Source organism: Bacillus sp. FSL K6-2841 (assembly GCF_037976435.1).
Taxonomy (GTDB): domain Bacteria; phylum Bacillota; class Bacilli; order Bacillales; family Bacillaceae; genus Bacillus; species Bacillus pumilus.
Genome location: NZ_CP150266.1, coordinates 3,216,018 through 3,241,440, shown reverse-complemented (window position 1 = coordinate 3,241,440; position 25,423 = coordinate 3,216,018). Strand labels below are relative to the sequence as shown.

27 protein-coding genes are annotated in these 25,423 nt (G+C 42.0%); 12 read left to right on the top strand and 15 right to left on the bottom strand.

Going from position 1 to position 25,423, the window contains the following annotated elements; genetic code table 11:
- Window positions 1-18: 18 nt before the first annotated feature.
- From MHH68_RS16595 to MHH68_RS16580, 4 genes are all read right to left on the bottom strand, one after another.
- Complete coding sequence (locus MHH68_RS16595; protein ID WP_339164204.1) at window positions 19-1,227, bottom strand: ammonium transporter; 1,209 nt, start codon at window positions 1,225-1,227, stop codon at window positions 19-21.
- Window positions 1,228-1,420: 193 nt separating this feature from the next.
- Entirely contained in the window at window positions 1,421-2,161 is a 741-nt protein-coding gene (locus MHH68_RS16590; RefSeq protein ID WP_044140122.1) for an amino acid ABC transporter ATP-binding protein, read from the bottom strand.
- Between the two features lie 10 nt (window positions 2,162-2,171).
- Window positions 2,172-2,849 carry an amino acid ABC transporter permease gene (locus MHH68_RS16585; protein ID WP_339164201.1) on the bottom strand — a complete coding sequence of 226 codons (678 nt, stop codon included), beginning with the start codon at window positions 2,847-2,849 and terminating at the stop codon, window positions 2,172-2,174.
- Between the two features lie 40 nt (window positions 2,850-2,889).
- Complete coding sequence (locus tag MHH68_RS16580; RefSeq protein WP_235567013.1) at window positions 2,890-3,735, bottom strand: transporter substrate-binding domain-containing protein; 846 nt, start codon at window positions 3,733-3,735, stop codon at window positions 2,890-2,892.
- 212 nt (window positions 3,736-3,947) lie between these two features.
- On the opposite strand from MHH68_RS16580, the gene MHH68_RS16575 reads away from it, so the two are divergent.
- A complete protein-coding gene (locus MHH68_RS16575; protein WP_339164200.1) occupies window positions 3,948-5,336 on the top strand; it encodes an MFS transporter in 1,389 nt (462 codons plus the stop codon).
- Window positions 5,337-5,373: 37 nt separating this feature from the next.
- Here the strand turns inward: MHH68_RS16575 and MHH68_RS16570 are convergent, their stop codons facing one another.
- The 3 genes from MHH68_RS16570 to MHH68_RS16560 form a co-directional block, all read right to left on the bottom strand.
- The gene (locus MHH68_RS16570; RefSeq protein WP_339164198.1) at window positions 5,374-5,973 is read right to left on the bottom strand and encodes an undecaprenyl-diphosphatase; all 600 of its coding nucleotides are present in this window, start codon (window positions 5,971-5,973) and stop codon (window positions 5,374-5,376) included.
- A 104-nt stretch (window positions 5,974-6,077) separates the two neighbouring features.
- Window positions 6,078-7,265 carry an MFS transporter gene (locus MHH68_RS16565; RefSeq protein ID WP_339164195.1) on the bottom strand — a complete coding sequence of 396 codons (1,188 nt, stop codon included), beginning with the start codon at window positions 7,263-7,265 and terminating at the stop codon, window positions 6,078-6,080.
- Between the two features lie 15 nt (window positions 7,266-7,280).
- Window positions 7,281-7,694: a MarR family transcriptional regulator gene (locus tag MHH68_RS16560; protein WP_044140115.1), complete on the bottom strand. Its 414-nt coding sequence runs from the start codon at window positions 7,692-7,694 to the stop codon at window positions 7,281-7,283.
- A 338-nt stretch (window positions 7,695-8,032) separates the two neighbouring features.
- On the opposite strand from MHH68_RS16560, the gene spoIIID reads away from it, so the two are divergent.
- The 4 genes from spoIIID to MHH68_RS16540 all read left to right on the top strand — a co-directional run bounded on the left by spoIIID (window position 8,033) and on the right by MHH68_RS16540 (window position 11,310).
- Window positions 8,033-8,311 (top strand): sporulation transcriptional regulator SpoIIID, encoded by a 279-nt coding sequence (gene spoIIID, locus MHH68_RS16555; RefSeq protein ID WP_008343327.1) that lies wholly within the window; start codon window positions 8,033-8,035, stop codon window positions 8,309-8,311.
- 184 nt (window positions 8,312-8,495) lie between these two features.
- Window positions 8,496-9,497, top strand: a complete 1,002-nt coding sequence (mbl, locus tag MHH68_RS16550; protein WP_012011515.1) for a cell shape-determining protein Mbl — start codon at window positions 8,496-8,498, stop codon at window positions 9,495-9,497.
- Window positions 9,498-9,621: 124 nt separating this feature from the next.
- Window positions 9,622-10,461 (top strand): flagellar hook-basal body protein, encoded by an 840-nt coding sequence (locus tag MHH68_RS16545; RefSeq protein ID WP_268466871.1) that lies wholly within the window; start codon window positions 9,622-9,624, stop codon window positions 10,459-10,461.
- Between the two features lie 30 nt (window positions 10,462-10,491).
- Entirely contained in the window at window positions 10,492-11,310 is an 819-nt protein-coding gene (locus tag MHH68_RS16540) for a flagellar hook-basal body protein (RefSeq protein WP_106071348.1), read from the top strand.
- 14 nt (window positions 11,311-11,324) lie between these two features.
- Here the strand turns inward: MHH68_RS16540 and MHH68_RS16535 are convergent, their stop codons facing one another.
- Entirely contained in the window at window positions 11,325-12,380 is a 1,056-nt protein-coding gene (locus MHH68_RS16535) for a tetratricopeptide repeat protein (RefSeq protein ID WP_058013503.1), read from the bottom strand.
- Between the two features lie 219 nt (window positions 12,381-12,599).
- Between MHH68_RS16535 and fabZ the strand changes: the two genes are divergently transcribed.
- Both fabZ and mscL read left to right on the top strand, forming a co-directional pair.
- Complete coding sequence (gene fabZ / locus MHH68_RS16530) at window positions 12,600-13,034, top strand: 3-hydroxyacyl-ACP dehydratase FabZ (RefSeq protein WP_041108123.1); 435 nt, start codon at window positions 12,600-12,602, stop codon at window positions 13,032-13,034.
- A 126-nt stretch (window positions 13,035-13,160) separates the two neighbouring features.
- A complete protein-coding gene (gene mscL, locus MHH68_RS16525; RefSeq protein ID WP_061409819.1) occupies window positions 13,161-13,556 on the top strand; it encodes a large conductance mechanosensitive channel protein MscL in 396 nt (131 codons plus the stop codon).
- A 28-nt stretch (window positions 13,557-13,584) separates the two neighbouring features.
- Here the strand turns inward: mscL and MHH68_RS16520 are convergent, their stop codons facing one another.
- The gene (locus tag MHH68_RS16520) at window positions 13,585-13,995 is read right to left on the bottom strand and encodes a YwpF-like family protein (protein WP_003215215.1); all 411 of its coding nucleotides are present in this window, start codon (window positions 13,993-13,995) and stop codon (window positions 13,585-13,587) included.
- Window positions 13,996-14,112: 117 nt separating this feature from the next.
- Here MHH68_RS16520 and MHH68_RS16515 point away from each other — a divergent pair, with 117 nt between their 5' ends.
- The 3 genes from MHH68_RS16515 (at window position 14,113) to MHH68_RS16505 (ending at window position 16,644) form a co-directional block, all read left to right on the top strand.
- On the top strand, window positions 14,113-14,469 hold the full coding sequence (locus MHH68_RS16515; protein ID WP_058013504.1) for a hypothetical protein: 357 nt from the start codon (window positions 14,113-14,115) through the stop codon (window positions 14,467-14,469).
- Between the two features lie 372 nt (window positions 14,470-14,841).
- A complete protein-coding gene (locus tag MHH68_RS16510; protein ID WP_339165818.1) occupies window positions 14,842-15,702 on the top strand; it encodes a Cof-type HAD-IIB family hydrolase in 861 nt (286 codons plus the stop codon).
- Between the two features lie 153 nt (window positions 15,703-15,855).
- Window positions 15,856-16,644: an STAS domain-containing protein gene (locus MHH68_RS16505; protein WP_058013506.1), complete on the top strand. Its 789-nt coding sequence runs from the start codon at window positions 15,856-15,858 to the stop codon at window positions 16,642-16,644.
- Window positions 16,645-16,714: 70 nt separating this feature from the next.
- On the opposite strand, the gene MHH68_RS16500 is transcribed toward MHH68_RS16505, so the two are convergent.
- Together MHH68_RS16500 and MHH68_RS16495 are read right to left on the bottom strand one after the other, a co-directional pair.
- Window positions 16,715-19,492, bottom strand: a complete 2,778-nt coding sequence (locus tag MHH68_RS16500; protein ID WP_339164189.1) for a DEAD/DEAH box helicase — start codon at window positions 19,490-19,492, stop codon at window positions 16,715-16,717.
- On the bottom strand, window positions 19,479-21,086 hold the full coding sequence (locus MHH68_RS16495; protein ID WP_339164187.1) for an SWIM zinc finger family protein: 1,608 nt from the start codon (window positions 21,084-21,086) through the stop codon (window positions 19,479-19,481). The genes MHH68_RS16500 and MHH68_RS16495 overlap by 14 nt, the downstream gene beginning before the upstream one ends.
- Window positions 21,087-21,272: 186 nt before the next feature.
- Between MHH68_RS16495 and MHH68_RS16490 the strand changes: the two genes are divergently transcribed.
- Window positions 21,273-21,416 (top strand): hypothetical protein, encoded by a 144-nt coding sequence (locus tag MHH68_RS16490; RefSeq protein WP_003214884.1) that lies wholly within the window; start codon window positions 21,273-21,275, stop codon window positions 21,414-21,416.
- Window positions 21,417-21,532: 116 nt separating this feature from the next.
- On the top strand, window positions 21,533-22,852 hold the full coding sequence (locus MHH68_RS16485; protein WP_339164185.1) for a UDP-glucose/GDP-mannose dehydrogenase family protein: 1,320 nt from the start codon (window positions 21,533-21,535) through the stop codon (window positions 22,850-22,852).
- A gap of 37 nt (window positions 22,853-22,889) precedes the next feature.
- Here the strand turns inward: MHH68_RS16485 and MHH68_RS16480 are convergent, their stop codons facing one another.
- From MHH68_RS16480 to budA, 4 genes are all read right to left on the bottom strand, one after another.
- Window positions 22,890-23,423 (bottom strand): chromate transporter, encoded by a 534-nt coding sequence (locus tag MHH68_RS16480; protein ID WP_058013882.1) that lies wholly within the window; start codon window positions 23,421-23,423, stop codon window positions 22,890-22,892.
- On the bottom strand, window positions 23,423-24,004 hold the full coding sequence (locus MHH68_RS16475; RefSeq protein ID WP_339164183.1) for a chromate transporter: 582 nt from the start codon (window positions 24,002-24,004) through the stop codon (window positions 23,423-23,425). The genes MHH68_RS16480 and MHH68_RS16475 overlap by 1 nt, the downstream gene beginning before the upstream one ends.
- A gap of 16 nt (window positions 24,005-24,020) precedes the next feature.
- Window positions 24,021-24,497, bottom strand: coding sequence for an Lrp/AsnC family transcriptional regulator (locus tag MHH68_RS16470; protein WP_058013883.1), 477 nt, complete (start codon window positions 24,495-24,497; stop codon window positions 24,021-24,023).
- A gap of 152 nt (window positions 24,498-24,649) precedes the next feature.
- Window positions 24,650-25,420 carry an acetolactate decarboxylase gene (gene budA / locus MHH68_RS16465; protein WP_058013511.1) on the bottom strand — a complete coding sequence of 257 codons (771 nt, stop codon included), beginning with the start codon at window positions 25,418-25,420 and terminating at the stop codon, window positions 24,650-24,652.
- Between the last annotated feature and the right edge of the window lie 3 nt (window positions 25,421-25,423).

Genomic DNA, 25,423 nt, shown 5'->3' with positions numbered 1-25,423 from the left:
AGAGACACCCCTTTTTCTTTAATCTTGATAAGCTTTTTCCCCATGCATGGTTAAATCAAGACCCACTGATTCTTCTTCTTCGGTTGCGCGAATCTTAAAGAAGAGATTGACCACTTTGATGATCACGTATGTCACAACAGCTACAAAGGCATAGGTGGCTACAATAGCGACGACTTGCTTCCAAAGTAAGCTGGGATCTCCGTAAAATAAGCCATTGGCTCCACCGTCATTGACAGAGGTTGTTGCGAAAAGCCCTGTTGCAATTCCACCCCAAGTCCCGCCAATTCCGTGAAGACCGAATGCATCTAGTGCATCGTCATAGCCAAATTTGGCTTTGAGTGAGAAGACTCCCCAGAAGCACACGATGCCGCCGATGAATCCGATGATGATAGAAGCAAAAGGTGTGACAAAACCTGCGGCAGGTGTAATTGCGACAAGACCTGCGATGGCTCCAGAAATCGCGCCGAGCATGGTCGGCTTTTTGTTGATCATCCACTCGACTAACAGCCAGCCGATGATTCCCGCAGCAGCTGCTGTATTGGTGTTAATGAAGGCAAACATTGCGACACTGTCTAAGGTAAGGGCACTTCCAACGTTAAAGCCAAACCATCCAAACCAAATGACAGCTCCGCCAAGAAGAGTATAAATCAAATTGTGAGGAGAAGAGCTTGCTGCTTCTTTACGCTTCCCGAGCACAATCGCTACGACTAGACCTGCCACACCTGATGAAATGTGAACCACGTTTCCTCCAGCGAAGTCGAGCGCACCCATTTCGCCAATCCAACCGCCGCCCCATACCCAGTGTGCGACTGGCGCGTATACAAATGTGACCCAAAGGAGTGTAAACACGACGACCGCTGAGTAACGAATCCGTTCAGCAAAGGCACCTGAGATGATGGCTGTTGTTAAGACGGCAAAGGTCATTTGGAACATCATGAACAATGAATGTGGAATGGTCTCACTGTAGGAACCAGGCTCAAAGCCAACGTCTTTTAGTCCAATCCATTCTAAGCCTCCAATCCATGCATTTCCTGGCGCAAAAGCCAAGGAATAGCCAAACATGATCCATACGATAGAGACGATCGCTAGTGAAGTTAAGCTGTGCATGGTTGTACTTAAGACGTTTTTACTTCTCACGAGTCCTCCGTAGAATAAGGCTAAACCCGGTGTCATTAACCACACGAGTAGTGCGCAGAAGAACATAAATACTGTATCACCCATTTGCATGCTGCATTCCCCCTGAATCATTCAGAATTAATTGATTTCTTAATTCTTCATTATAGAGAGAAAAGTCATATATAACATATTCATGTAAGTTAATCTTACATGGTTTTTGGTTATATTCAATATAAATGGATGAAAAGTTCGTGAAAAATGAGAAAAAACGTGCATTGAGCACGAAAAATAAAGGGCGTTTGACCTATAAAATGGAGCTGAGAAAGACTTTGGTTCGTTCCTCTTGAGGTGAATCGAACAATTTTGATGGTGTGCCTTCTTCGACGATACGACCTTCGTGCATATAGACGACGCGATCGGCGACTTCTTTCGCAAAGCCCATTTCATGTGTGACGATGACCATCGTCATGCCTTCTTTTGCGAGACTTTTCATTGTTTGCAGCACCTCGCCTACAAGCTCTGGATCGAGGGCAGACGTAGGTTCGTCAAATAACATGACATCTGGTTTCATGGCGAGAGCTCTTGCAATAGCCACACGCTGCTTTTGACCGCCTGATAGTTTAGAAGGATATACGTTGGCTTTATCCGCAAGTCCGACCTTTTCTAACAGGACGTTGGCTTCTGATACAGCTTGAGTCTTTTTTGTTTTTTTCACCATAACAGGCGCCTCGATGATGTTTTCAAGCACAGTTTTATGCGGAAAGAGGTTAAAATGCTGAAACACCATGCCTATTTTTTGCCGCATCTCGTTTAATTGATCGCGTTTTGGGTGAACAGGGCTGCCATCAATGATGATTTCTCCATCATTTTTGATTTCTAAAAAGTTCATACAGCGGAGCAAGGTGCTTTTTCCAGAGCCGCTGGCTCCAATTAAGACGACTACATCATTTTCATAAACAGTGAGGTCGATATCCTTTAAAACATGCAGTTCTCCGAAGTGTTTGTTTAGTTTTTCAACACGAATGAGTTCCTTTGATTCTGTCATGTTTCTCCTCCTAATGGTCACTGACTGATAGTTTCTTCTCAAAGGTTTGGACAGCGAACGTTAACAGCAGGACAAGAATTAAGTAATAGACGGCTACAACAAGTAAATAGGTCATATTGTCAAAGCTGTTTGAACCTTGGGTCGTGGCGACGTTAAATAGTTCATTGACGCTAATAAAAGCGGCGAGTGATGAATCTTTTAAGCCAATAATGAACTGGTTACCAAGAGGGGGGAGGGCCCGCCGCATCGCTTGCGGGAGAATAATGCGCCTCATTGTTAGGAAACGTCCCATACCAAGAGAGCGTCCTGCCTCTTTTTGCCCCTGATCAATTGATTGGATGGCGCCTCTGAATATTTCTGCTATATACGCTCCATTATGAAAGGCGAGCGCAATGGAAGCGGCCCAGAAGTCGGGGATATTTAATTCTGTCAGTCCAAAATATAGGATGAAAATTTGAACAATCAGTGGTGTGCCGCGTACAAGGAAGATATAGGCATTGGCGATATAACCGAAGACATCCACGCGTGATATTTTCAATAAAGCAAAGAAGAGCCCGATGAACATGCCGATGAAGATGCTGATCACAGTGAGCTGTAAGGTGAGCAGCATACCTTCTAAAAAAATACCTCTTGAATCAATCAGCGTCTGAAAAAAATGTGATAGGGTAGGCAAAACAATCATCTCCATTTGAAGAAAGTGCGCCTAAAAAAGGCGCACAATCGTGGTTTTAATTTTGTTTGACCGTGATGTCTTCATTAAAATATTTCTCGCTAATTTGTTTTAATGTTCCGTCTTTTTTTAGTGCGTCAATCGCATCGTTGATCTCTTTAATGAGCTGTTCATTTTCTTTTGAAACAGCGATTGCCTGCTCACTTTGTCCGAGTCTTTCCTGAGCCTCGATCTTTAATTTTTTCTTCATGGCTTCTGCGCCTGTCGCGAAATCCGTCACGACTGCATCGTGTTTTCCGTTGGCTAGTGCTTCTAAAGCGACGACATCACTGTCGTAATATTTTGGTTCCTGTCCGCTATGTTCCTTTGCGATATCAGCGTAGGACGAGCCTTTAGATACAGCGATTTCTTTGTCTTTTAAATCATCAGCATGTTGAATGTCTGCTCCAGGTCTTGTGAAAATTTGCGGGCCAGAGTAATAGTAGGGCTTAGAAAGAAGGACGTGTTTTTTTCGTTCCTCATTGATGGTATGACTTGCAACTGCCGCATCGAATTTTCCTGATTTCACACCTTCGACAATGCCTGCGAATTTATATTTCTTCTGTATAGGCTCGAGGCCTAGTTTGTCACTAATCGCATTGCCTACATCGATATCAAAGCCTGACATCTGATTTCCATCCATGTAACTGAATGGGTGAAATTCACCTGATGCTGCAAATATAAATTTTCCATCCTCCAAAATTGGCGACCCTTTCGCTGTAGAATTACGTTTATCTCCGTTCCCATTTGTTTCATTTGAACCACACGAAGACAGAAGTAATACTGCAACCGAGAAAAGGGCTGGGACCCAAAACCGTCTTTTCTTAATAATAAGCTTCTCCTCCTTTTCAGCCGTTCTCCATATAAGGAGAAAGTAGGCTTTTCAATATGTGTAGCATCTTACCATTTGTACCTCATATTCTCAATTTTACATGTGTTTTTCCAACACTCGCCCTTTTTAAAATGTATGTCTTGCTTTTCCAAGAGAGAACTTGAATTGATCAGGGTAAAAAAGGGAAATGAATCTCATAATAACGGAAGGGTTAGCAAGCCAGAACACAAAGAGGGGGGCTGTAAATGAAGAAGTGGAGGGACAACCGAAAAGTCTTTTTAACTGCGATTGCCTTTGGGACGATGTTAAATCCGTTGAATTCCTCAATGATTTCTTTGGCCCTGCATCAAATTCAGCATGAATTCGGTTTATCATTTACGACTGTATCTTGGCTTATTTCGTCTTTTTATTTAGCTAGTGCGGTGACGCAGCCAGTGAGCGGCCGGATTGGGGATCATGTGATGAGCCGGAGAACATTATTTTTATTCGGACTCGGCCTGGTAGCAGTCTCAGCCATCTGTGCACCATTTGCCCCGACGTTTGCGGTGCTGATTGTGATTCGGTTGTTGCAAGCAATTGGGAGCAGTGCCATTTATCCTTCTGGTGTCGGACTCATTCGGGATCATATTCAGGAAAAGCAGGCATCGGCATTAGCGGTATTGTCCATTTTTGCTTCTGCGATGACGGCGCTTGGACCTACACTTGGCGGCTTTTTGATGACAATCGGCGGCTGGCCGGCTATCTTTTTAGTGAATCTGCCTTTTATTTTGATCAGCTTCTTTCTTGGACTATCTTTGTTTCCAAAGGAGCAGAAAAAGAGAAAGCTACGTATAGGTGAAACGGTACGGAGGCTCGATTTGCCAGGAATGCTTCTTTTTACAGTTTGTATTGTCCTTCTGCTTTCGTTTTTATTATCACTAGGTCATGGCATTCAATATGTACAGGGAATTCTTTGTCTCTTGAGTGCAGGCGCTTTTATTTGGTGGGAGTATCAGGTGGATGAACCATTTATTCAAATTCGGATGTTCAGACAGGAGCAGCGGCTTTCACTTGTGTATGTGCAATTTATCATTTTAAATATCTTTTTCTATTGTCTTTTCTTTGGTTTGCCGAGCTATTTCCAAGATGAATTAGGCTGGCGTGTGGAAATGACGGGTCTTTTTATGCTTTGCATGTCTGGGGTGAGCATCATTGTCTCTCCGCTGACGGGAAAGTGGGTGGACCGCGGGGATGAACGCCATCCTGTATTAACCAGTGCGGTATTGATGCTGGCTGGAGCGTCTGCGATGACCTTCTTTTTTATTCCGGCACCATTATGGGGGAAAGGGCTGGTTCTAGCGCTGCTTGGACTTAGTTACGGGATTGGCAATGTTGCGCTGCAAGCTGCGATGCTCAAGGCAAGCCCTCAGCATATGATTGGCACGTCCTCTGGGCTTTTTCAAACATGCCGCTACCTTGGTTCCATTCTATCGTCTGCCGTTCTCGGTATGTTGTTTGGGGATGAAATTGCTGGTCCTCATTTTGAGCAGTTAGGGTGGACGTTGATCATGATTTCTCTTATTGGTATTGGTGTCAGTCTTTATTTTTCGAACAAGGTCAGAGGAGGACAGTCAATAAAAAAAGCGGCGCGATAAGTGGAAGAAGAATCTTCATCACGTTATCGCAAGCCGCTTAAGAGTTAGACAGGTCAGAACCCTGATCCTTTTGCTTCCTTCTGAATATTTTCCCTACAATTGTCTCATAGAAAGTGACGATGCGATCAATTGGAGAGTCAAATAATTTCCATAATTTATTCATGATAAAGACGACCACAATTGATACGACCAGGCTGCCTAAGACATCTAATGGATAATGGTGACCAACCCAGATGCGGGAGAATCCTGTGAGTAATCCAAAGACGAGCAAGATGTTGCCAAGCTTTTTATTGCGAGATCGAATGGCAAGTGAAAGAGCCAGTGCACCTGTTGTATGGTCACTTGGGAAGGAAGCGTCTGCTGAGTGCGGAATGAGTGTGTCGACTTTATGCGCCACAAACGGCCGCTCTTCATAATGAAACAGTGTAATGGCAAAATTGACGATAAGTGCCGCGATGCCTGTTACACCGGAAAAGAAGACATGCTTCTTAAATTTGTGATTACCTAAAAACCAGCAAATCAATAAGACAAGGGCATACACAAGAATGGCCTTTTTCGTAATGAAAATCATGGCCTGATCTAAAAACTCAGAATGATGAGCCATCCCGTGTATCACTTTAAACAGTTCGTAATTCAAAACATCACCTATACCTTCGCTTAATGCCAACTATTTTTCAAATAATCGTCTATTTGAAACATCCTATATTTTAGCATGTTTCCGTTGAAGTTTAAAATAGAATCCTATTCTGATAGGGAGACCTTCTGTGCTTTTGCTTCTTGGGGCTTTCGTTCGCTCCAATAAAAAACAATCATACTGAGCAAGACAACAATACCTGCAATGAGATATACATTTGAAAAGTCTGTGAAGCTGACAAGGAGACCAAATACAAAAGAGCCAGCAGCAATACCCGTATCATATAAAGTGAAGAAAGTAGCCGTCGCATAGCCTGTACGGTGGGCTGGTGAGTGCTGAATGGCAAGTGTTTGTAAACATGGCACTAGCGATCCGTAGCCAAGTCCAATGACACCACCTGATAGCAGAAGCATTGTAGCTGAATGTGTAGCTGTCAGCATCCATAAACCAATCGCAAAAAGAGCAATCGAAGGATAGATCACAATGTGAGGTCCTACTCGGTCAAAAAGTCTGCCTGTAAATGGACGTGATCCAAGCATCGCTGCCGCAAACACAATAAAGAAATAACTGCTTGCCCCCATCAAGTCAAGGGAATTGGCATAGACTGAAATAAATGAAATGATCGGCGAATAACAGAAGGAAATAATGATGCCGACTGCCGCTGTTTTTAAGGCACCTTTTTCAAACAAGTGAGAAAAAGTAAATCGGAAGACAACACTTCCTCCATCTTCAAGCTCTGGTTGTCTGATGAGCATCGTAAAAGCGGCACCAATGGTCACGATAATGGAAAAAAGAAGGAATAAGGAATGGAATCCTACTTTTCCTACTTGATTTAGTGCAATAAATGGACCGATGACAACAGCAAGGTTCATGGACATGACAAAGTAGCCAAGTCCTTCGCCTCGTTTATGTTTTGGAATCATATCTGCTGCAATGGCACTGGTTACTGTCGTCAAAATGCTAAAAAAGATGCCCTGCACGAAACGCAGCACGAGAAGCGTTTGGAATTGATCAATTGGGATGTATAAATAAGTAAGTAAGGCAAACGCCGTTGATGAGAAAATCGCCATCCGTTTTTTACCGAATTTCTCAATAATCGCTCCAGAAAATGGTCTTGTCACAATGGCGGACAATAAGAAGACCGTCACAAGAAGACCGCCCTGTGATTCTGTTCCATTTAGTTCATCCATTGTGTAAATAGGCAGCAAGGTTAAAAGGGCATAAAAAGAGGTGAACGTAAATAAATTCACCAGGACAATCATGATAAAGTCTCTTGTCCAAATGCGTTCGTTCATGATGTATGTCACTTCCTATTCAGTTGATAATTTGTGTAAAAGTGTATGGAGGAGTTGTTTTTCTTCGTGGGTGAAATCTGAAAGACATTCTTCTTCAAATTGTTCCATCGTACGTTTGATTTCTTCAAATCGGGCCTTAGCATCATCTGTCATGACGATCAGGTTTTCACGTTTGTCTTTTCCTTGTACACGTTGCACCCAGCCATTTGCTTCTAGACGGGTTACGGTTCGGGTAATGGTTGGGGCTTCGACGTTCAAATATGTCCAAATGTCTTTTTGGGTTTTCGGGCCGAATGTGTCCAAACAAAAAAGTACAGTCCATTGGGACATGTACAAGTCATAAGCAGCAAGCGCTTCGTTCGCCTTTTTAGACAGCAACCTGGCGCTTTGGTGTATTTGATGTAAACACTCTCTATTTAACGTATCCATATGCTCACCTTTATTAAATATTTAGCTAGGTAAATAAAATCACCTTTTCTATTTTACGTGCTCGACCCATTCTTGTAAAGTGAAAATTTTCGTCACTCGAAATGATTGCATTTTCTGATAAATCCCTTGTCCCATCTTCATTTTTAGCATATTCCCTATGCAATGCTAATACACTGTTACAAACCTGACAAAGAGAGTGTTTGAGGTGAGGGATCGTGTTTGGCATTTACTACCTAATGGATGAGAAATTAAGACGAACAAGCGCCGCTAAAAATGGACACTATTGATACGGATCTCATTTCACACTTCTCACATCCATTTTAGGGAGGTCGAGTGGTGTGCACGATTACATCAAAGAGCGAACAATCAAGATAGGAAAGTATATCGTGGAGACAAAGAAAACCGTTCGTGTAATTGCGAAAGAATTTGGAGTCTCTAAAAGTACTGTACACAAGGATCTAACAGAAAGACTGCCAGAAATTAATCCAGATCTGGCTAATGAAGTGAAGGAGATACTGGATTATCATAAATCAATCCGCCACTTGCGAGGGGGAGAAGCCACTAAATTAAAGTATAAAAAAGAAGAAATTTTAGAAGGCGAGCCTGTGAAACAGTAAGCTTAGTTCTTTGTTCATAAACATGATATATATATCTTCCTCATATCGGTAGTTTCTAACCACAAATTTTGTAAAGACTTTTGTAAAGAAATATCTTTTTTTCTGCAAATTATGATAGAATATATAATTAGGGCAGAATGTGGTATTTGCTATGGAAACAGATTTTCAAGGAGGATATATATAGATGTTTGCTAGGGATATTGGAATTGATCTTGGTACTGCCAATGTACTGATTCATGTCAAAGGAAAAGGAATTGTGTTAAATGAACCATCTGTGGTAGCTCTTGACAAAAACAGTGGAAAAGTTTTGGCTGTTGGAGAAGAGGCGAGACGCATGGTTGGACGTACGCCTGGGAATATTGTTGCGATTCGTCCATTAAAAGATGGCGTAATTGCTGATTTTGAAGTAACTGAAGCGATGCTCAAGCATTTTATTAACTCATTAAATGTGAAAGGGCTATTCTCTAAGCCGCGTATGCTCATCTGCTGCCCGACAAACATTACATCTGTTGAGCAGAAGGCGATCAAAGAAGCTGCTGAAAAAAGCGGCGGTAAGCATGTATTTCTTGAAGAAGAGCCAAAAGTAGCAGCTATTGGTGCTGGTATGGATATTTTTCAGCCAAGTGGAAACATGGTCGTAGATATTGGAGGCGGAACGACAGATATCGCTGTCATCTCAATGGGTGACATTGTAACCGCCTCTTCTATTAAAATGGCTGGAGACAAATTTGATCTGGAAATTCTCAACTACATTAAAAAAGAGTACAAGCTGTTGATCGGTGAACGCACGGCTGAGGATATTAAGATCCAAGTTGCAACGGTATTCCCAGACGCACGTCACGAAGAGATTTCAATTCGTGGACGAGACATGGTGACAGGATTACCAAGAACGATTACCGTCACAAGCAAAGAAGTAGAAGAAGCATTGCGTGAATCTGTATCTGCGATTGTTCAGGCTGCAAAGCAAGTTCTTGAGAGAACACCGCCTGAATTATCAGCTGATATTATTGATCGCGGCGTCATCATTACAGGTGGCGGAGCTCTTCTAAACGGGCTTGATCAATTGCTTGCAGAAGAGCTGAAAGTACCAGTTTTCGTTGCTGAGAATCCGATGGATTGTGTCGCTGTTGGTACTGGCGTCATGCTTGATAATATGGACAAGCTGCCAAAGCGTAAACTCAGCTAATGATGTCCCTCATTCTTTTTCGAAAGAATGGGGGATTTTTATTAAAGAACCCTGCAAATATGCCGATATATTTCATAGAAGATTGTGTTTAGGTCATGTGAAAGAATTTTAATGAGGTGAGCACGTGTTAAAAGGACTATACACCGCAACATCTGCCATGATCGCTCAAGAGCGGCGGACAGAAATGCTTTCAAATAATATCGCAAATGCGAATACGCCAGGATATAAAGCGGATGAGGGGGCCATGCGGGCATTTCCAGAAATGCTGCTTAGCCGAATGGAGTCAGGACGTTTCCAAACTTCTTCAGGCAAAGGGTTTAGTGTTCCTCAGCAAACACCGATTGGCGGCATTAATACGGGGACATATATGCAGGAACTGATTCCTCAATTTACCCAAGGAACTTTAAAAACAACAGATCAAACAACGGATATCGCACTAGTCGAAAATAATGTGCCGATCAACCCTGAGACCAATCAGAAATCAGCGCTCTTTTATGCGGTCAATACCCCAGAAGGCGTTCGTTATACGAAAAGTAGCTCGATTACATTGAACGCACAAAATCAGTTGACGATCAATGGGCGTGCTCTTCTTTCTGTGACAGGTCAGCCAATCACGGTTCAGAGTGAGAATTTCAAAGTGAATGCAGATGGAACTGTGAGTGAAAATGGACAAAATCTTGGACAAATTGATGTACGTGTTGCGGTGGATACAAGAAACTTAGCGAGAGAAGGAAATGATTTATACCGTACAGCTGATAACCAGCCCCTGCCAAGTGCAGTCAATAACGGTCAAATGTCCTATACGTTAAGTCAAGGTGTATCGGAGCTGTCGAACGTGGATGTGACGAAATCATATACAGAAATGACAACCGCTTATCGAGCATTTGAAACAAACCAAAAAGTGGTTCAAGCGTATGATAAAAGCTTAGAAAAAGCAGTGAATGAAATTGGCAGAGTGTATTAATCAAGAAATGAAAAAGAAAGGAGGATTCTCATGCTTAGAACGATGATCAATGCAGCTGTATCAATGAACGAAGTACAAAAGCAGCTTGATATTATCAGTAATAACATCGCGAACAGTGAAACAACAGGATACCGTGCGAAAAATACCCGTTTCTCAGAGCTGATCAGGCAACAGTTCAACCAAGTGGATGAAAAAAATGCGCAGGTGGCAAACAGTCGTCTGACACCTGATGGGTTAAGGCTTGGTACGGGTACGATGGTCAATGCGTCCATTAACTCACTGCAAGGCTCTATTAAAGAAACAGGCCGTGATCTAGATGTTGCATTTGGAGCGCCTTCTCAGTATATGCAGGTCAATGCCGGCGGTAATATTCGTTATACAAGAGACGGTTCTCTCTACTTACAGCCAGGCAATAATCGTAATCAAGTGCAGCTTGTCACTAGCGAAGGCCATCCGATTCTTGATGAAAACGGAAATGAAATCGTCTTAAATGCGAATTTTCGTGATATTTCAATTGATAAAAATGGACGTCTGACAGCCATTTCAAGAGATAATCAACCGAATCAGCAAGTGAATCTAGGTGTTGTGCAAGTCAATAACTCTTCAGCACTTGTCTCTGAAGGAGATAATTTATTCTCAGTTGACGGTACTTATCAAGGTGCATTAACAGCACTAAATGGAGCAAACCGCCAAGCGATTCAGCTTCAGCAAGGTGCACTTGAAACGTCGAATGTGGACATGTCTAAAGAATTAACAGATCTCATGACAACACAGCGCTCCTATCAGATGAACTCAAGAACGATTACGATGGGTGATCAGATGCTTGGATTAGTAAATACAATTCGATAATGAGCAGGCTGACATCAGCCTCTCATGATAAAAAAGGCGGCTCGCTCAAAGTCGCCCTTTTTTTTATAAAAATCTGAGACATCGGCAAGCAAATCCTCAAGATCAATCCAAGCTTCTTTTCGTTCAAGGCATGTGACGAGCCTTGCAATCTGCTCATCTGCCTTTGGCGTTTGGCTGTAGAGAAGAAATAAAATTTGGAACTTGATTCTTAATATATCAAATTGTGAAGCAACGGCTTCTTTTAATCCTTTTTGAATATACTTCATACCTTCATCGGTTAAATTTTCTTTATAACAGGAACGCACTGTTTCGTAGAGGCACGATACATAAGAGTGTGCGGACTTTCGGTATGCTGGCAGACGAAGTGCTTTTTTAAAGTATTCCAGCGCTTTCTTGTGACGGTTTTGTCTCGACTGAATAAAGCCAGCGTCATAATAAACGATACCGAGCAGTTCTTGATCATCAATGATTTTCACGTATTCGATGATCTCAATAAAAAGAGCTTCTGCTTCTTCATACTTTTTTTGATCACTAAAGTTAAGTGCGAGGACAATTTTGCACCGATAAATGCTATGGATATCCCCGTGCTTTGCAAAGATATCCATGGCTTTTTCAACATGACGAATCGATAACAACGAATAGCGCTTGTTATAATAAACACCACTTGTACGAAAATGGAACTCGGCTTCTTCTAGCTCATCGTCTAGCAGCGGCAGTTTTTCTTCTGCTTTTTCAAGATAATGAATGGCATCATTTTGATCACTTTTTAAAGATTCGTATAAACCGAGAAAGAAGTTAAAATAATAATGCAGTTGATCGTTCATTTGGTCTTTGTACTGCATCAGTTCATGTTTCATTTTTTCTAAGTCCTCTGTCTGATTCATCCAGAGCTGATGCCGAAAAAGCATCAGCTGATAATGTAAATAGAGTTCCTGTTTTTTTGATATTTTACGTTGATGTTTTAATAGAGTTGTTTTGATTTCTTCAGCCTTCGAAAAATGTCGATGCTTTAGCATTGTATACCACGAATGGAGAAGTTTTTTAATGGATTTATCACTCATAAAATTCATTTTTACCCTCTTATTCAATCAATGATGTAATATATATTACCATATTTGTGAAAAAACAATGAGTGTAGTGTGGATTATATTTGATGACAATAGGCAATAGTAGATTCTATTTTTTGCCATATGTGTGGAGCGGACGTTGAAAAATACGAGCATTCATAATATACTTCTATAGGAATCAAATGAAGATCAGCGATATAGAAAAGAAGGAGAGATCAAGACATGCTTGATGCTCAGCAAATTCAAGACATTATTCCACACCGTTATCCATTTTTATTGGTTGACCGTATTTTAGAAGTCGATGGTGACAAAAGAGCGGTTGGAATCAAAAATGTAACAGTAAATGAAGAATTTTTTAACGGTCATTTCCCAGGATACCCAGTTATGCCAGGTGTGCTTATTGTAGAAGCGCTTGCTCAGGTTTTTGGGGTCATCATTTTAGGTAAAGAAGAGAACCAAGGGAGAATCGGTTTGTTTGCTGGAATTGACAGTTGCCGATTCAAAAGACAGGTCAAGCCTGGCGATCAGCTTCGTTTAGAGGTTGAAGTGACACGTCTTCGCGGTCCAGTTGCCAAAGGAAAAGCAGTAGCCACAGTAGATGGCGAAGTGGCATGTGAAGCAGAACTTACATTTTCTATCGGTCCTAAAGTATCATGATTTGCCTGGCGGTTCATCAAGGATGAATCGCTTTTTATATGGAAACAACTAGTCTGAACGGATCAGGACTTGCATTTTTGACAAAAAAACGTCATATTAGACAAAAAAAGATGAAGGTGATAAAAGATGCTGAAAGAATTTAGAGAATTTGCAGTCAAGGGAAATGTCATTGACTTGGCTGTAGGTGTCATCATTGGGGGAGCATTTGGCAAAATTGTCACTTCTCTTGTAAATGATTTGATCATGCCGCTTGTCGGCATTATTATTGGCGGACATGATTTTAGCGGTCTATCTATTAAGATCGGATCTGCGCAAGTTTTATATGGAAGCTTCATTCAAACAGTGATTGATTTCTTGATTATCTCGTTTTCCATTTTTATCTTTATTCGTTATTTGAATAAATTAAAACGGAAAAAGGTAGAGGAAGAAGAGGTTGTAGAAACGCCGGATCAAACGGAAGTTTTACTAACTGAAATTAGAGATCTCTTGAAAAATCAAAGCCAATCGAAAGATGTGCAATAAAAAAAAGAGCGGCTAACTCCGCTCTTTTTTATGTGTTTTGTTTAAATGCATCCAGTAGTTTTTCTCCGGAAAGCCCCTCTTTGACGAGGTCTTTTAGTACTTCTTCTGTTTCTGTTCTATAACGATTTGTAATCATCTTACCATCGAGCAGCACAGAAATGTTTTCTTCTAAAGCAACAATGTTTTTGACTTGGACAGATAGATGAACAGGGCGGTTGTTTTCTTTTGTGATCGTCACAAGAATCTTCACTTCAGTGTGCTGCTGAAAGAGCACCTCAAACACCTGTCTATGTTTTTTTGGAATGAGTGCCTCGATCATCCAGTGATTTTCACCATCTTCTTTATTAATGATTAAACCGTCACGAAGGGGAATGCTGGACATTTTATCTTGCTTTGGATCAAGTTCGATTTTTAAATCAATCAGCCTAAAGGTTTTCATATTTTTCACCTCACAAGCGTTCATTATTCGTAAGTAATATTATAGCATACAACATCTGTATAAATGAAACCGCTGCCTGCTTAAAGCGAGCTGCATATGAGTGAAAGGAGATGTTTTATGGAGTCTTATCAATTACGAAACATACATATTGGCGAAGAGAAGGCAAAGAGCACAATGCGCGTTTATTCGTGGGGAGACATTCTTTCATTTTGTGATGTGTACATGGAAGAAGGCGAGTCACTCACGTTTCAATACGTCACCGAGGATCAAATGGACTACTTTGAATTTCAATTGTCGATTCATGACGGGCAGCTTTGTTTTTATTGGTTTGCGTGGGATGGATCTGATTATATTCACATGCCTTCTAGTAATTGGATTCATTCAGACGTTTTTTATCAATTTATGAAAAATAAGTTTTTCGTCAAACAAAACAAGATGATGTTTTATACTCAAGCGGTAAAAAGCAGAAATTAAAGAGGAAATAGAGAATTTGAGGGGGCGTTCTTTCATTTTCATGTTTTGTCACATACAACCTTTCTCGGTAGACTAAGGGCAGTTAAAAGGAAAGGAGGTACGGTCTGAATCAAAAGGTAACGTCTAGCATCTGACAGCCCCCCTCTAGCTAAAGCTGATAGACGCTGCCTTGAGCATAAGAACACTGCGTAATAGAACCATCGTTTCTTTGTATAGGTCATGTGTCCCCTTAAATCCCCTTGTGTGTACCCGGTCATGTAGCGTGGCCGGGTACTCTTTTATTCAATGATAAACCGATCACCTCTTGATGATGGATTTTATCAGCGGTATGATAGCCAAAATGGAGACAAAAAGGAGAGAACGATGACAAACATTCAATTGATCGCAACGGATTTAGACGGAACGTTATTGAATAGTGAACACAAAGTGAGTCAGGAAAATGAGCAGGCGTTAAAGGAAGCAGCGGCGAATGGATTGGAAGTTGTCGTGTCAACAGGAAGAGCGTATTTTGATGTGAGGTCTATTTTTGATGAGCTTGGGATGAATACATGGGTGATTAGTGCCAATGGAGCTGTGATTCATGATCCGGCTGGACAAGTATATCATTCAGCTGCTTTACAAGAAGAAAAGGCCAAACGCATATTGAAATGGCTTGAAGAACGTGAGTATTATTATGAAGTTTTTACAAACGAAGCCATTTTCACACCGAATCGTGGTAGAGAGCTTCTTGCGATTGAAATGGATCGTTTAAAAAGTGCAAATCCAGAAACGGACCTGAGTGTTTTAAAACAAGCGGCAGAAGTGCAATATAGTCAGTCAGGTTTTTCTTATATTGATACATATAAAGAGTTGTTTCGTGAGGATCGAAAGCTTTCATTCTACAACATTTTAGGTTTCTCTTTCTTTGAAGACAGATTGAAGAAAGGATGGAATATGTTTGGTGATGATTCAGATGTCACAATGGTCAGTTCAGCCGATCATAACTTTGAAATTGGTTCAAAGGATGCATCTAAAGGCCAGGCATTAACAAGACTGGCAGAACGACTTGGTATTCCTTTAGACCAGACAGCGGCTGTAGGAGACAGCTTAAATGACGAATCGATGCTTCGAGCAGCTGGTGTTGGGGTTGCGATGGGCAATGCGAGACAGGATATGAAAGAAATCGCTGATCATGTCACGTTAACAAATGATGAACATGGTGTGGCGTGTATGATTCGACACCTTTTGAAGTAGATGCATCAGATGTCGTTGTATAAATCACATAGGATAAAGCGCATTCTACAAAAGAGGAATTCAGAACTACTTCTATTTACACATGATGTGGAACATCATATAATTTGATTATGAACATAACCCGCTTGTAAGGAAATTAAGGAGAGTAAACGAATGGCGCTGGAATCTTATAAGTCCGAAAATCTGCATTTAATCAAGGAAGCCTTAGACTATACTCAGGTTGGCCTGACGGTGACGGACCCGTCTTTACCTGATAATCCTTTAATATATGTGAACAAGGGCTTTTTAGATATGACAGGCTATCAAGAACCCGAAGTATTGGGGAAGAATTGTCGTTTCCTTCAAGGAAATGAAACAGAGCAAAACGCTCTCCAACAAATTAGAACAGCAATTGAGAACAAAGAGGCTGTCACTGTTCAGCTAAAAAATTATAAAAAATCTGGACAGATGTTTTGGAATGAGTTAAGTGTAGCTCCTCTTTGGATTGACGAAAATGAAGGGAAACGTCTTTATTTCGTTGGTCTGCAAAAGGATGTCACGAAAGAGAAGGAACAGCAGGAGCTTCTTGAGCAATCAATTGATGAAGTGCTGAACATTTCTGTTCCCATTGTTCCTGTGAAAGATGGTATTTCTGTGTTACCGATCATTGGTACGTTAACAGCGCCAAGATTTGATAAGATTATCTCCACAGTCTCCACCTATATCTCTCAATCCAAGGACGATTATTTTATTGTCGATCTGTCTGGTTTATTAGAAGTCGATTCATTTGTGGCAGATGCGATCTTTAAGCTGAACGATTTGATTTTAATGACTGGTACGGAACTCATCGTGACAGGAATTAAACCGAACCTTGCGATGAAAATGGGAGAAATGAGAGAAGACTTCCGTGAATTGAATACGTATATGAACGTGAAATCTGCATTGAAAAAACTGCACATTTAACCTATGTTCATATGAAATGAAAAAAGAGGACTTTTCATCATGTTTGAGAAAAGTCCTCTTTTTGCTTGGATTAAGATGATTGAGCGGCGGCGCTTAATGTGAATAAATCTTCTAGTTCGTTTGTCGATAGCTCTGTAATCCAGCTTTCACTTTGGATAATTTGATCATTTAACGTTTGTTTTGTTTCGAGCATTTGATCGATTTTTTCCTCGATCGTGCCCGTTGTGATCATCTTATGGACGTGAACAAATCGTTTTTGTCCGATCCGATAAGCACGGTCGGTCGCTTGGTTTTCCACAGCAGGATTCCACCATCTGTCGTAGTGAATGACATGGTTTGCGGCGGTTAGGTTAAGTCCTGTTCCTCCTGCTTTTAAAGAGAGAATTAAGATGTTGAAATCTTTCTTCTGGAAGCGGTCCACCATTTTATCCCGCTCCTGTTTGGACAGACTGCCATTTAAAAATTGAACGGGTTCTCCAAACATCTTTTCCGCCAGCTGCTTGATCATGTTCCCCATTCCAATATACTGCGTAAAGATGAGGCAGCTTTCTCCTTGTTCATGTATTGCTTTTAACAGCTCTGCGAGTTTATCCATTTTTAATGAACGTTTCAGCAGTTTCACATCGGTTCCACTCTCTTTTAAATAGAGAGCCGGGTGATCGCAAATCTGTTTGAGTCTGCCGAGCATACTTAAAATAATGGCTTTCCGCTGCATTCCTGTTAACGAAGCCATGTGTTCGAAAGTATCTTTCACGAGCTGTTCATATAAAGAAGCCTGCTCAGCGGATAGCGGAATGTATTCTTTTTCTTCGAGTTTCTCAGGCAGGTTCAGGGCGACCTCTTCATCTTGCTTTGTTCGTCTTAAAAGGAAAGGCTTAATCAGCTGCTGCAGCTGTTCAATTCTTTTTTCATCACGGTCTTTTTCAATCGGCAGAACGAATTTCTTATGAAAGCTCGTCAAGCTGCCGAGATATCCTTTGTTGACGAAGTCAAAAATGGACCAAAGCTCTGTTAAACGGTTTTCCATAGGTGTCCCGCTAAGGGCAATATGATGCTGCCCTTTGAGCTGTCTGATCGCTCTCGATTGTTTTGTATGGGCATTCTTAATGTTTTGGGCTTCGTCTAAACAAATCGTATCCCACTTTGCTGACGTTAATTCATCACGATCAGAATGTGAGAGTCCATAAGATGTCAGGACAATATCTGTTGACTCGTATGCCTTTGTAAAGTGTTCCCCTTGAGGACGCGATGGCCCATAATGCAAGGCAACATTCAAATGTGGCGCGAAGGTTTCAAGCTCTCGCTGCCAGTTTCCTAAGACAGAGGTCGGAGCAATGATGAGAGATGGAGCGGCATTTTGCTCCTGCTCTTTCAAATATGTGAAATATGCAATCATTTGAATTGTTTTTCCAAGACCCATATCATCTGCTAAACAAGCCCCAAATCCATGAGATCTTAAGAATAACAGCCAGTTGACACCATGCTGCTGATACGGTCTGAGTGTGCCTTTGAAGGACTCACTCATTTCGTATGAAGGCAGCTCCTGCGTATCATTTAACTGATGGACAAGCCCTCTTAATTGCGACGAGAGTTCAAATTGAATATGTGCAAATGCTGAGCTGTCTAGCAGCTCTGGAACCGATTCAGAGGATGCTTCTTGATCTGCCAGTTCACGTGACAAAATATCAGACATGTGCAGCCCTTCATTTTCGGCGCGCTCCATCCATTTTTTCATTTGCTGGATGAAGGTTGGATCGATTTTGATCCATTGTCCACGAATATTGACAAGGCGCCGTTTACTTTGGACAAGCTCGTTGAACTCATCTTCTGTCAGCTCGATGCCGTTTGTAGCAAAGCGCCAATTAAAGTCCATCAAGGCATCCATTCCGACATGCGACTCGCCTCTTGGAGTAGAGGAAATCCTTGCTTTTAGCATCATGGTGCTTTCTTTGACAATTTGCCACCACGATGGGAGCAGGATCTCAATGCCCATATTCACAAGTGTTTCACTTGCTTCAGATAGGAAGAGCCATGCTTCGTCTTCTGACATGAGCGTGGTGCCAGATGTGAAAGAGAGCCAAGGGACAATTTGACCGAATCGCTCCAGCTCTCTGGAGATTTTATCTTGATACGGATGCCAAGATCTTTTCAATGAACGGATGCCTTCAAAAAAGTGAAGATCGCTGTTTTTCTTATCACGCAAAAACAATTCGATTTTCCAATCGTCTCCGTCGAAATCGGGTTCATTTAGACGCAAGCCGACAGTGAAAGGTGTGTCGTCATCAATCCAGCCAATCGTTTCCAAAAAATCCTGCTCATCTAAAAAATGTCCTTGGAAGGATGAGAGCGCAGGCGATTGTTCTGTCATGCGGTTCCATTTCTGCTGTAAGGCATCATCATATTGAATGTAATCCTGTACGGCAAAGGAGAACCACTCAGCCGTATAGCCATCTAATAGTCCTTCTTTGTCTTTAAAACGAAGGACACCTTTTGTCCAAGCCTCGTAATCGGGAATAAAATCTTCATCCTCGATGAATTCATAAATGGTGGAGGCTGTCTTCATCAGTGGTTCCGTTTCATCGGTTAGTGTCACATGACTAAAGGTATTAAATGAATTTTTCCCTAGCAGTTCAACGGTCATCCAAGGGCTTAGCAGGAAGGCAGGTGTGCCAATAAAGCTCACATCTTCTAAAAATGTTCCGTAAAAAGACGATTCGTGCCATTGGAAAAGCTGCCTCTTCATTTCATTAAGCGGAACAGGGTGTCCGTCCTCTGCTTGCGCTGAAATGGTGAAAGAGAAATCTTCTGTTTGTTCTGCATGAATGACAATTTGTTTATGGCGTGTCATCAATTAATTTTCCTTTCTTCATTTCCTCTTGGAACGCACGCAGCCGTTTCGTTGAATCCTGTAGCTGCTTTACATATCTTTCCCAAATCGCAGTTTGTTTCGTTTTATGATAAAGCGTGCGCAGTTTTTTTAGCATTTTCACAGATTCCCGGTAAGCACTTCGATTCTTTTGATCGAGAAGCTGTGAGATTTCACGGTGATACGACGGAATGAGCGCTTCAGGCTCCTCTTTTGCAATTTGTTTGATCAGGTCCTTCTCCAGTTCACTGATGGAGAAACCAACAAGGCTGTGAATTTCAATCCATTCTGCATAACGCTCTTGTGCATATAAGAGCTGACTATATTCAGTAAACGCATAGGGCATGCAGATCTGGAGGTAGCGTTCATATAAATGATGATCATTCGTCTGCTTAAAGTATGCGTCTAAATAGAAGAAGAAATCACTGACAGCTCCTCGCAGTTCTCTGTAGGAAAGGTCGAGCTGGCAATATTCCTCTAAAATATAGGTGATCTCATGATACCAGAGCTTGAGCCGCTTCCAGTCCTTGCGGTTTGTCAGATCCTTCAGCCAGTTGAGCACATTTGGCAGCATATCTGCATTGAGCAGCTTTAATTGCTGAAAAAGGCTATCGTCTTCTTTCAGTAAATAATCCATGTGCATCAATCCGATGGTACGCTCAACCGTTTGTTTTTGCTGCTGAGCGTTCTTTAGTAATTCTGTTTCTTTTTTAACCCATTTCCCTCTATTTAATATGGTGCCCCAAATCTCCATAAAGACCGCTACTCGTTCATGTTGAAAAGGTCCGTTTATTTGAAGAAGTGTCCGAACGGCAGTTGGTGTGTTTTCAAGAAACGGATCGAGGGAAAAGGAAAGGGCGTATGTTTTTAAGTGATCCACTGAATCAAAAATGGTGTTCATGAGCTGTTCTACATATGGATTCATGGAATAAAAGTCCTTCTTGGCATCAAGCTGGCCAAGGTCGATTAATTCATAAATCCTTAACCACACATCGATTGACGTATGAATCGCATACAAACTCTTGAATTCAGGTGAATGAGGTGCGTGTTTTTTTAAGATCGATAAATAGCCGTAATACAAATGCTGCGGTGTTTGCTGGTGCTTTGGTGTCCGTTTCAGCCAGAGGTTAAATTCCTCTTGGAAAAAATTCAACCAGCTTTGGAGTGATTGTTCGTCTGGGCGCTTCACTTGGAAGTGCTGGCGAATTAATTCTTTGCTGCGTTGTAATTCATCCTTTTCTGACCAATTTTCTGTAAATCCGGTCACACTCTCCACTTGAGCGTACAGCGAAAAGAAGACAGCGAGAATGTGTTTACAAAGTCCATCTGCCGGACATGAGCAGCTGCTTCTCACAGGAAACAGCACTTGAAGGTGGACTCTTGCTGCCACGACATCATGTACATAAGCTGACCATTCCGTATCAGATTCTTGCTTGAGACGATATACACTGTCCTGTCTATAAGTAATCAATGCTTTTTTGATGAGTTGTTTGTTTTCATCTGTTGCAGGAAGAAGTTCTTTGATTTGTTCGGCTGTTTGCTTGAGTTCTTCTTCATTGATGTTGTGCTGAAGCATTTGATCCGCTCCTAACCAAGTAAAAGATTCCAATTCTTTTATTATAGCTCAATGGTGATTTATAAAAAAGTTTTTCATGAAAATGGTCATAAATTTCAAAAGCTGTCGAATGATGTATTAGAGTATTGCATAAACCAACCTTACAGCATATAATAATGAAATTAGTGGAATCGAAAGGATACAGACATGGATAATAAGGGTTTGAATCAAGAAGAGTTTTTAAAAATTTTGATGTACGCTCATGATATTGGTGAGAATTCAAATGATGTCACAACAAAAGAAATGCTTGAAAATCTGATTGCTCATATTCGAAATGGTCTTGTTTCATAAAAGTGACCCCCTGCTAGTGATGGCAGGGGATTTTTGTATGCTTTTATGAATGGAAAGAAAGCTCCCAGCATACGATGTCTTTACAAGCATAAGGCGTATGGGGAGCTGATGGTGTCATGAATATTGCAATTGCAGGCTGTGGATATGTGGGACTCGTCACAGGTGTGTGTTTAGCGGAGGCAGGGCACAATGTGGCATGTATTGATATTGACCGAAGAAAGGTCATGCAGCTGAAACAGGGGCATCCACCAATGTATGAGCCAGGATTAAAAGAACTGCTGAAACGCAATCTTGAGCAAGGACGAATTCAATTTCACATAAATGGGGAGGCAGCCTACCCGCGGGCTGATGTGTTAATGATTGCGGTTGGCACCCCGCAGCAGGCAGATGGTCAAGCTGATTTACAATATGTGTTTCAAGCCGCAAAGGAGATCGGTACAAAAGCGAAATCAGGTGCGGTTCTTGTGGTGAAAAGTACGGTGCCTGTTGGAACGGGTGATCAAATCGAACAGATGATACATCAAGAATTAGGACGGAATGAGCCAATATCGATTGCATCTAACCCAGAGTTTTTACGAGAAGGCTCTGCCATTTCAGATACATTGAGGGCAGATCGGCTTGTCATTGGGGCTGAAACAAAAGCTGTATTAGACCGGCTTGAGGAGGTGTATGCTGATTTCCACCTGCCAGTGGTTAAGACAGACCGAAAAAGTGCAGAAATGATCAAGTATGCATCTAATGCTTTTCTTGCGACCAAAATAAGCTTTATGAATGAGATTGCCTCCATTTGTGAAAAAACAGGTGCTGATGTTGAATGGGTGGCGCAGGGAATGGGGCTCGATCAGCGGATCGGTTCTTCATTTCTCAAGGCGGGGATTGGCTACGGAGGTTCTTGTTTTCCAAAGGATACAAATGCACTTGTCCAAATCGCAGGGCATGTGTCGCATGATTTTGAGCTGTTAAAGGCTGTTATCAAAGTAAACAATGAGCAGAGAGCGGGTTTTATCCGAAGTATTCAGGAGAGACTGGGATCAAATCTTGAAGGAAAGCGAATTGCACTTCTTGGCCTTGCTTTTAAACCGAATACAGACGATATGAGGGAGGCGCCATCGGTACCCATCGCTCATGAACTCCATCAATTAGGCGCGGAGCTTGTGGCGTATGATCCTGTTGCCTCACGCCATGCCGCTCGTGAACTGCCGGATCAAGTCAAGTTTGCTCATACGATGGAAGAAGCGATAAAGGATGTCCATGCAGCTTGTATATTAACAGAGTGGACAGAAATTCAGACGTTTCCCCTCACATCCTACAAGGAATGGATGAGACAGCCGCTTATTTTCGATGGGCGAAACTGCCATACGCTTGAAGCAGCAGAACAAGCAGGAGTCGAATATCATTCGATTGGGCGCAGACCGATTTCTCCAATCTATATGTAAAAGAAAACCGATAACACAGGCCATGTTATCGGTTTTCTTAATGCGGCAGAATCAATCCGCCATATAAAAAGGCAGCCACAATGAGAAAGGCGGGGTGCATTTTGAATTTAGTCATAAAGAAAAAGGAGATCGCGGCAATAGCGAGCGATTGCGTCCAGCCAATGGCTTTTACTGCATCTCCGCCAATTTCCCATGTTAATAAAAGCATCATCATTGCAATGACAGGCTGGACGGACAAGGTCATGCCTTTGACGACAGGAGATTGGCGAAAGCGGTCAATCAGCTTGAGCAGTAAAATCAATCCAATGGCTGATGGCAGAACAGTTGCAAGCAGTGCCACAATAAAGCCTGGCCAGCCCATGACGTCATAGCCGACATATGCTGCGATTTTCGTCGCAATTGGTCCTGGCAGTGCATTGGCTAAAGCAAGCATATTGGAGAACCCTTCGTTCGTCATCCAATGAAAATGGTTGACGATTTCTTCATAATTCAGCGGAATGGATGCAGGTCCTCCGCCATATCCTAATAGATTGGACAAGAAGAATGCCCAGAATAAAAAGAGAATCAGCATCATGAAGACACCCCTTTCTCTTTATTTGGTCGATTCCAGCGTTGTTTCAGTTTGAAATGAAAAGCGCCATAGCATAAAAAGATGATGACAATGATTCCTGGATGAATGGACAGCACCTGCAGCCCGATAAAGGCAAGAAGGAACAGAGCGATCCCGAAGATCATTCCGAAGCCTTTCAGCGTTTTTTGTCCAAACTCGTATGCCATGATCCCAAGCAGGACGGCAATAACTGGCGTCACGGCGCCAATCATATTTTGAATGATTTGTGAGGAGCTTAAGACGCTGACAAGTGTAACGAGTGCCACCATGGCGAGACATGACGGTAAAATATGGGCAGCTGTTGCGATGATTGCGCCGGATACGCCCTTCAATCGATAGCCGAGATATGCTGACATTTTGGTCGCGATCGGACCTGGTAATGCGTTGGCGATGGCGAGTGTTTCTCCAAATTCGTCATCGCTGACCCATTGATATTTCACTACCGCTTCATGGCGAATGAGTGGTATGACGGAAGGACCTCCGCCAAAACCGAGAATGCCGGTTCGCACCATAGCGATGATGAGTTCGATATATGATTGCAAGTGATTCAACTCCTGTCTACAATTTCATGCCCATTCGGCTTTTGTACCGTTTAATGAGCATTTGGCAGTCCACACTCACAACGCCTTCCAGCGGGTACAGTTTTTTTGTTAGGAATGTCTCCATTTCCTGTTCGTTTTGAAAAATGCCATGCATATGCAGCTTGCTTGGCCCTGTCATGTGATAAAGGCTTGTGACAGCTGTTTCCTGTTCGAGCTGAAGGGCGACTGCTTCTAAAAATTTCGGCTCAACCTCTACATTAAAGAAGACAGAAACATGAATGCCGATCTTAGCAGGGTTGATGACAGCTGTGAATCGTTCAATGACACCTGCTTCAATTAGCTGCTGAATACGGGCTTGTACAGCAACACGTGAAAGACCGACTTGTTTTCCAAGATCTGTATAGGACATACGCCCGTCCTCATGTAATAGGGATAAAATTTGTTTATCTCGTTCGTCTAATGTTAAGTTCGGGATGCTAAAGTCGTTTGCCACCATATAACCACCTTTCTTCTGTTGATATTTTAACATGTTTCATTACGAATAGAATGGGTGAATTTCAATTTACTAACGAAATGAAATGTAATGAAGTAATAAAAATTCCTTTTGCATAAAAAACACCCCGGAATCACCGGGGTGTCTTTATTTTATTGATCTGGGCTGCTTTCTGCACTCGCAATTTGCTGTGCGAGGTCAGCTCGATCAATGTCTGCTTGGAAGAATTCCTGCGTATTTGGCAAGTGTAAATTCATATGGCGTTTTTGAGAAATTCGGATGGTCACTTGATCAACAGTGTAATCAAAAACGTGTCCGCCGACACTTCGATCGTCGTCAATGAAATGAAGATGATATCCACTTACCGCAATACCATGTGCGTACTGCGGTGTACGGAAACCAGCGATCGTTCCATGAATATCCTCGAAATCGAAGATGGGCTGTGACTTGACTGCTTCCACCATCGGAACGTAAGGTTTTTCCTGTTTTTCGACCGTACGTGTTTGCACCTTTTTGAATGATCCATCAATGCGGATCGCATAAAACACATTCTTACTCGGTAAAATGCGGTCGATTTCTTCTTCTAGCTCTTTGCTTGTCATGGCTGCATCAATTCGATGAACGATATCAGTTTCAAAGAATGCTAGAGAGCAGAAGGGTGAATAGTCTTGATCGGTAACCGGTGTCGCTGTTCCATCCGAGCGCAGCCGGTAGAATGCGCCGTCAAAGCCGATCAGCTCTCCATCTAATTGATTGAATGTACCAATGCCGAAATCACCGTGCTCGGGAATTTGTGAAAGGGAGAAATCTCCATCATATACGGCTTCCAGCAAAGAGGTCATCGTCGATACTTGATAGACCTCTTGCTGTTTGTCATGTTGTCTTGTGTCGTTCTGTTGATTCATTGGGTGCATCATACCCATATC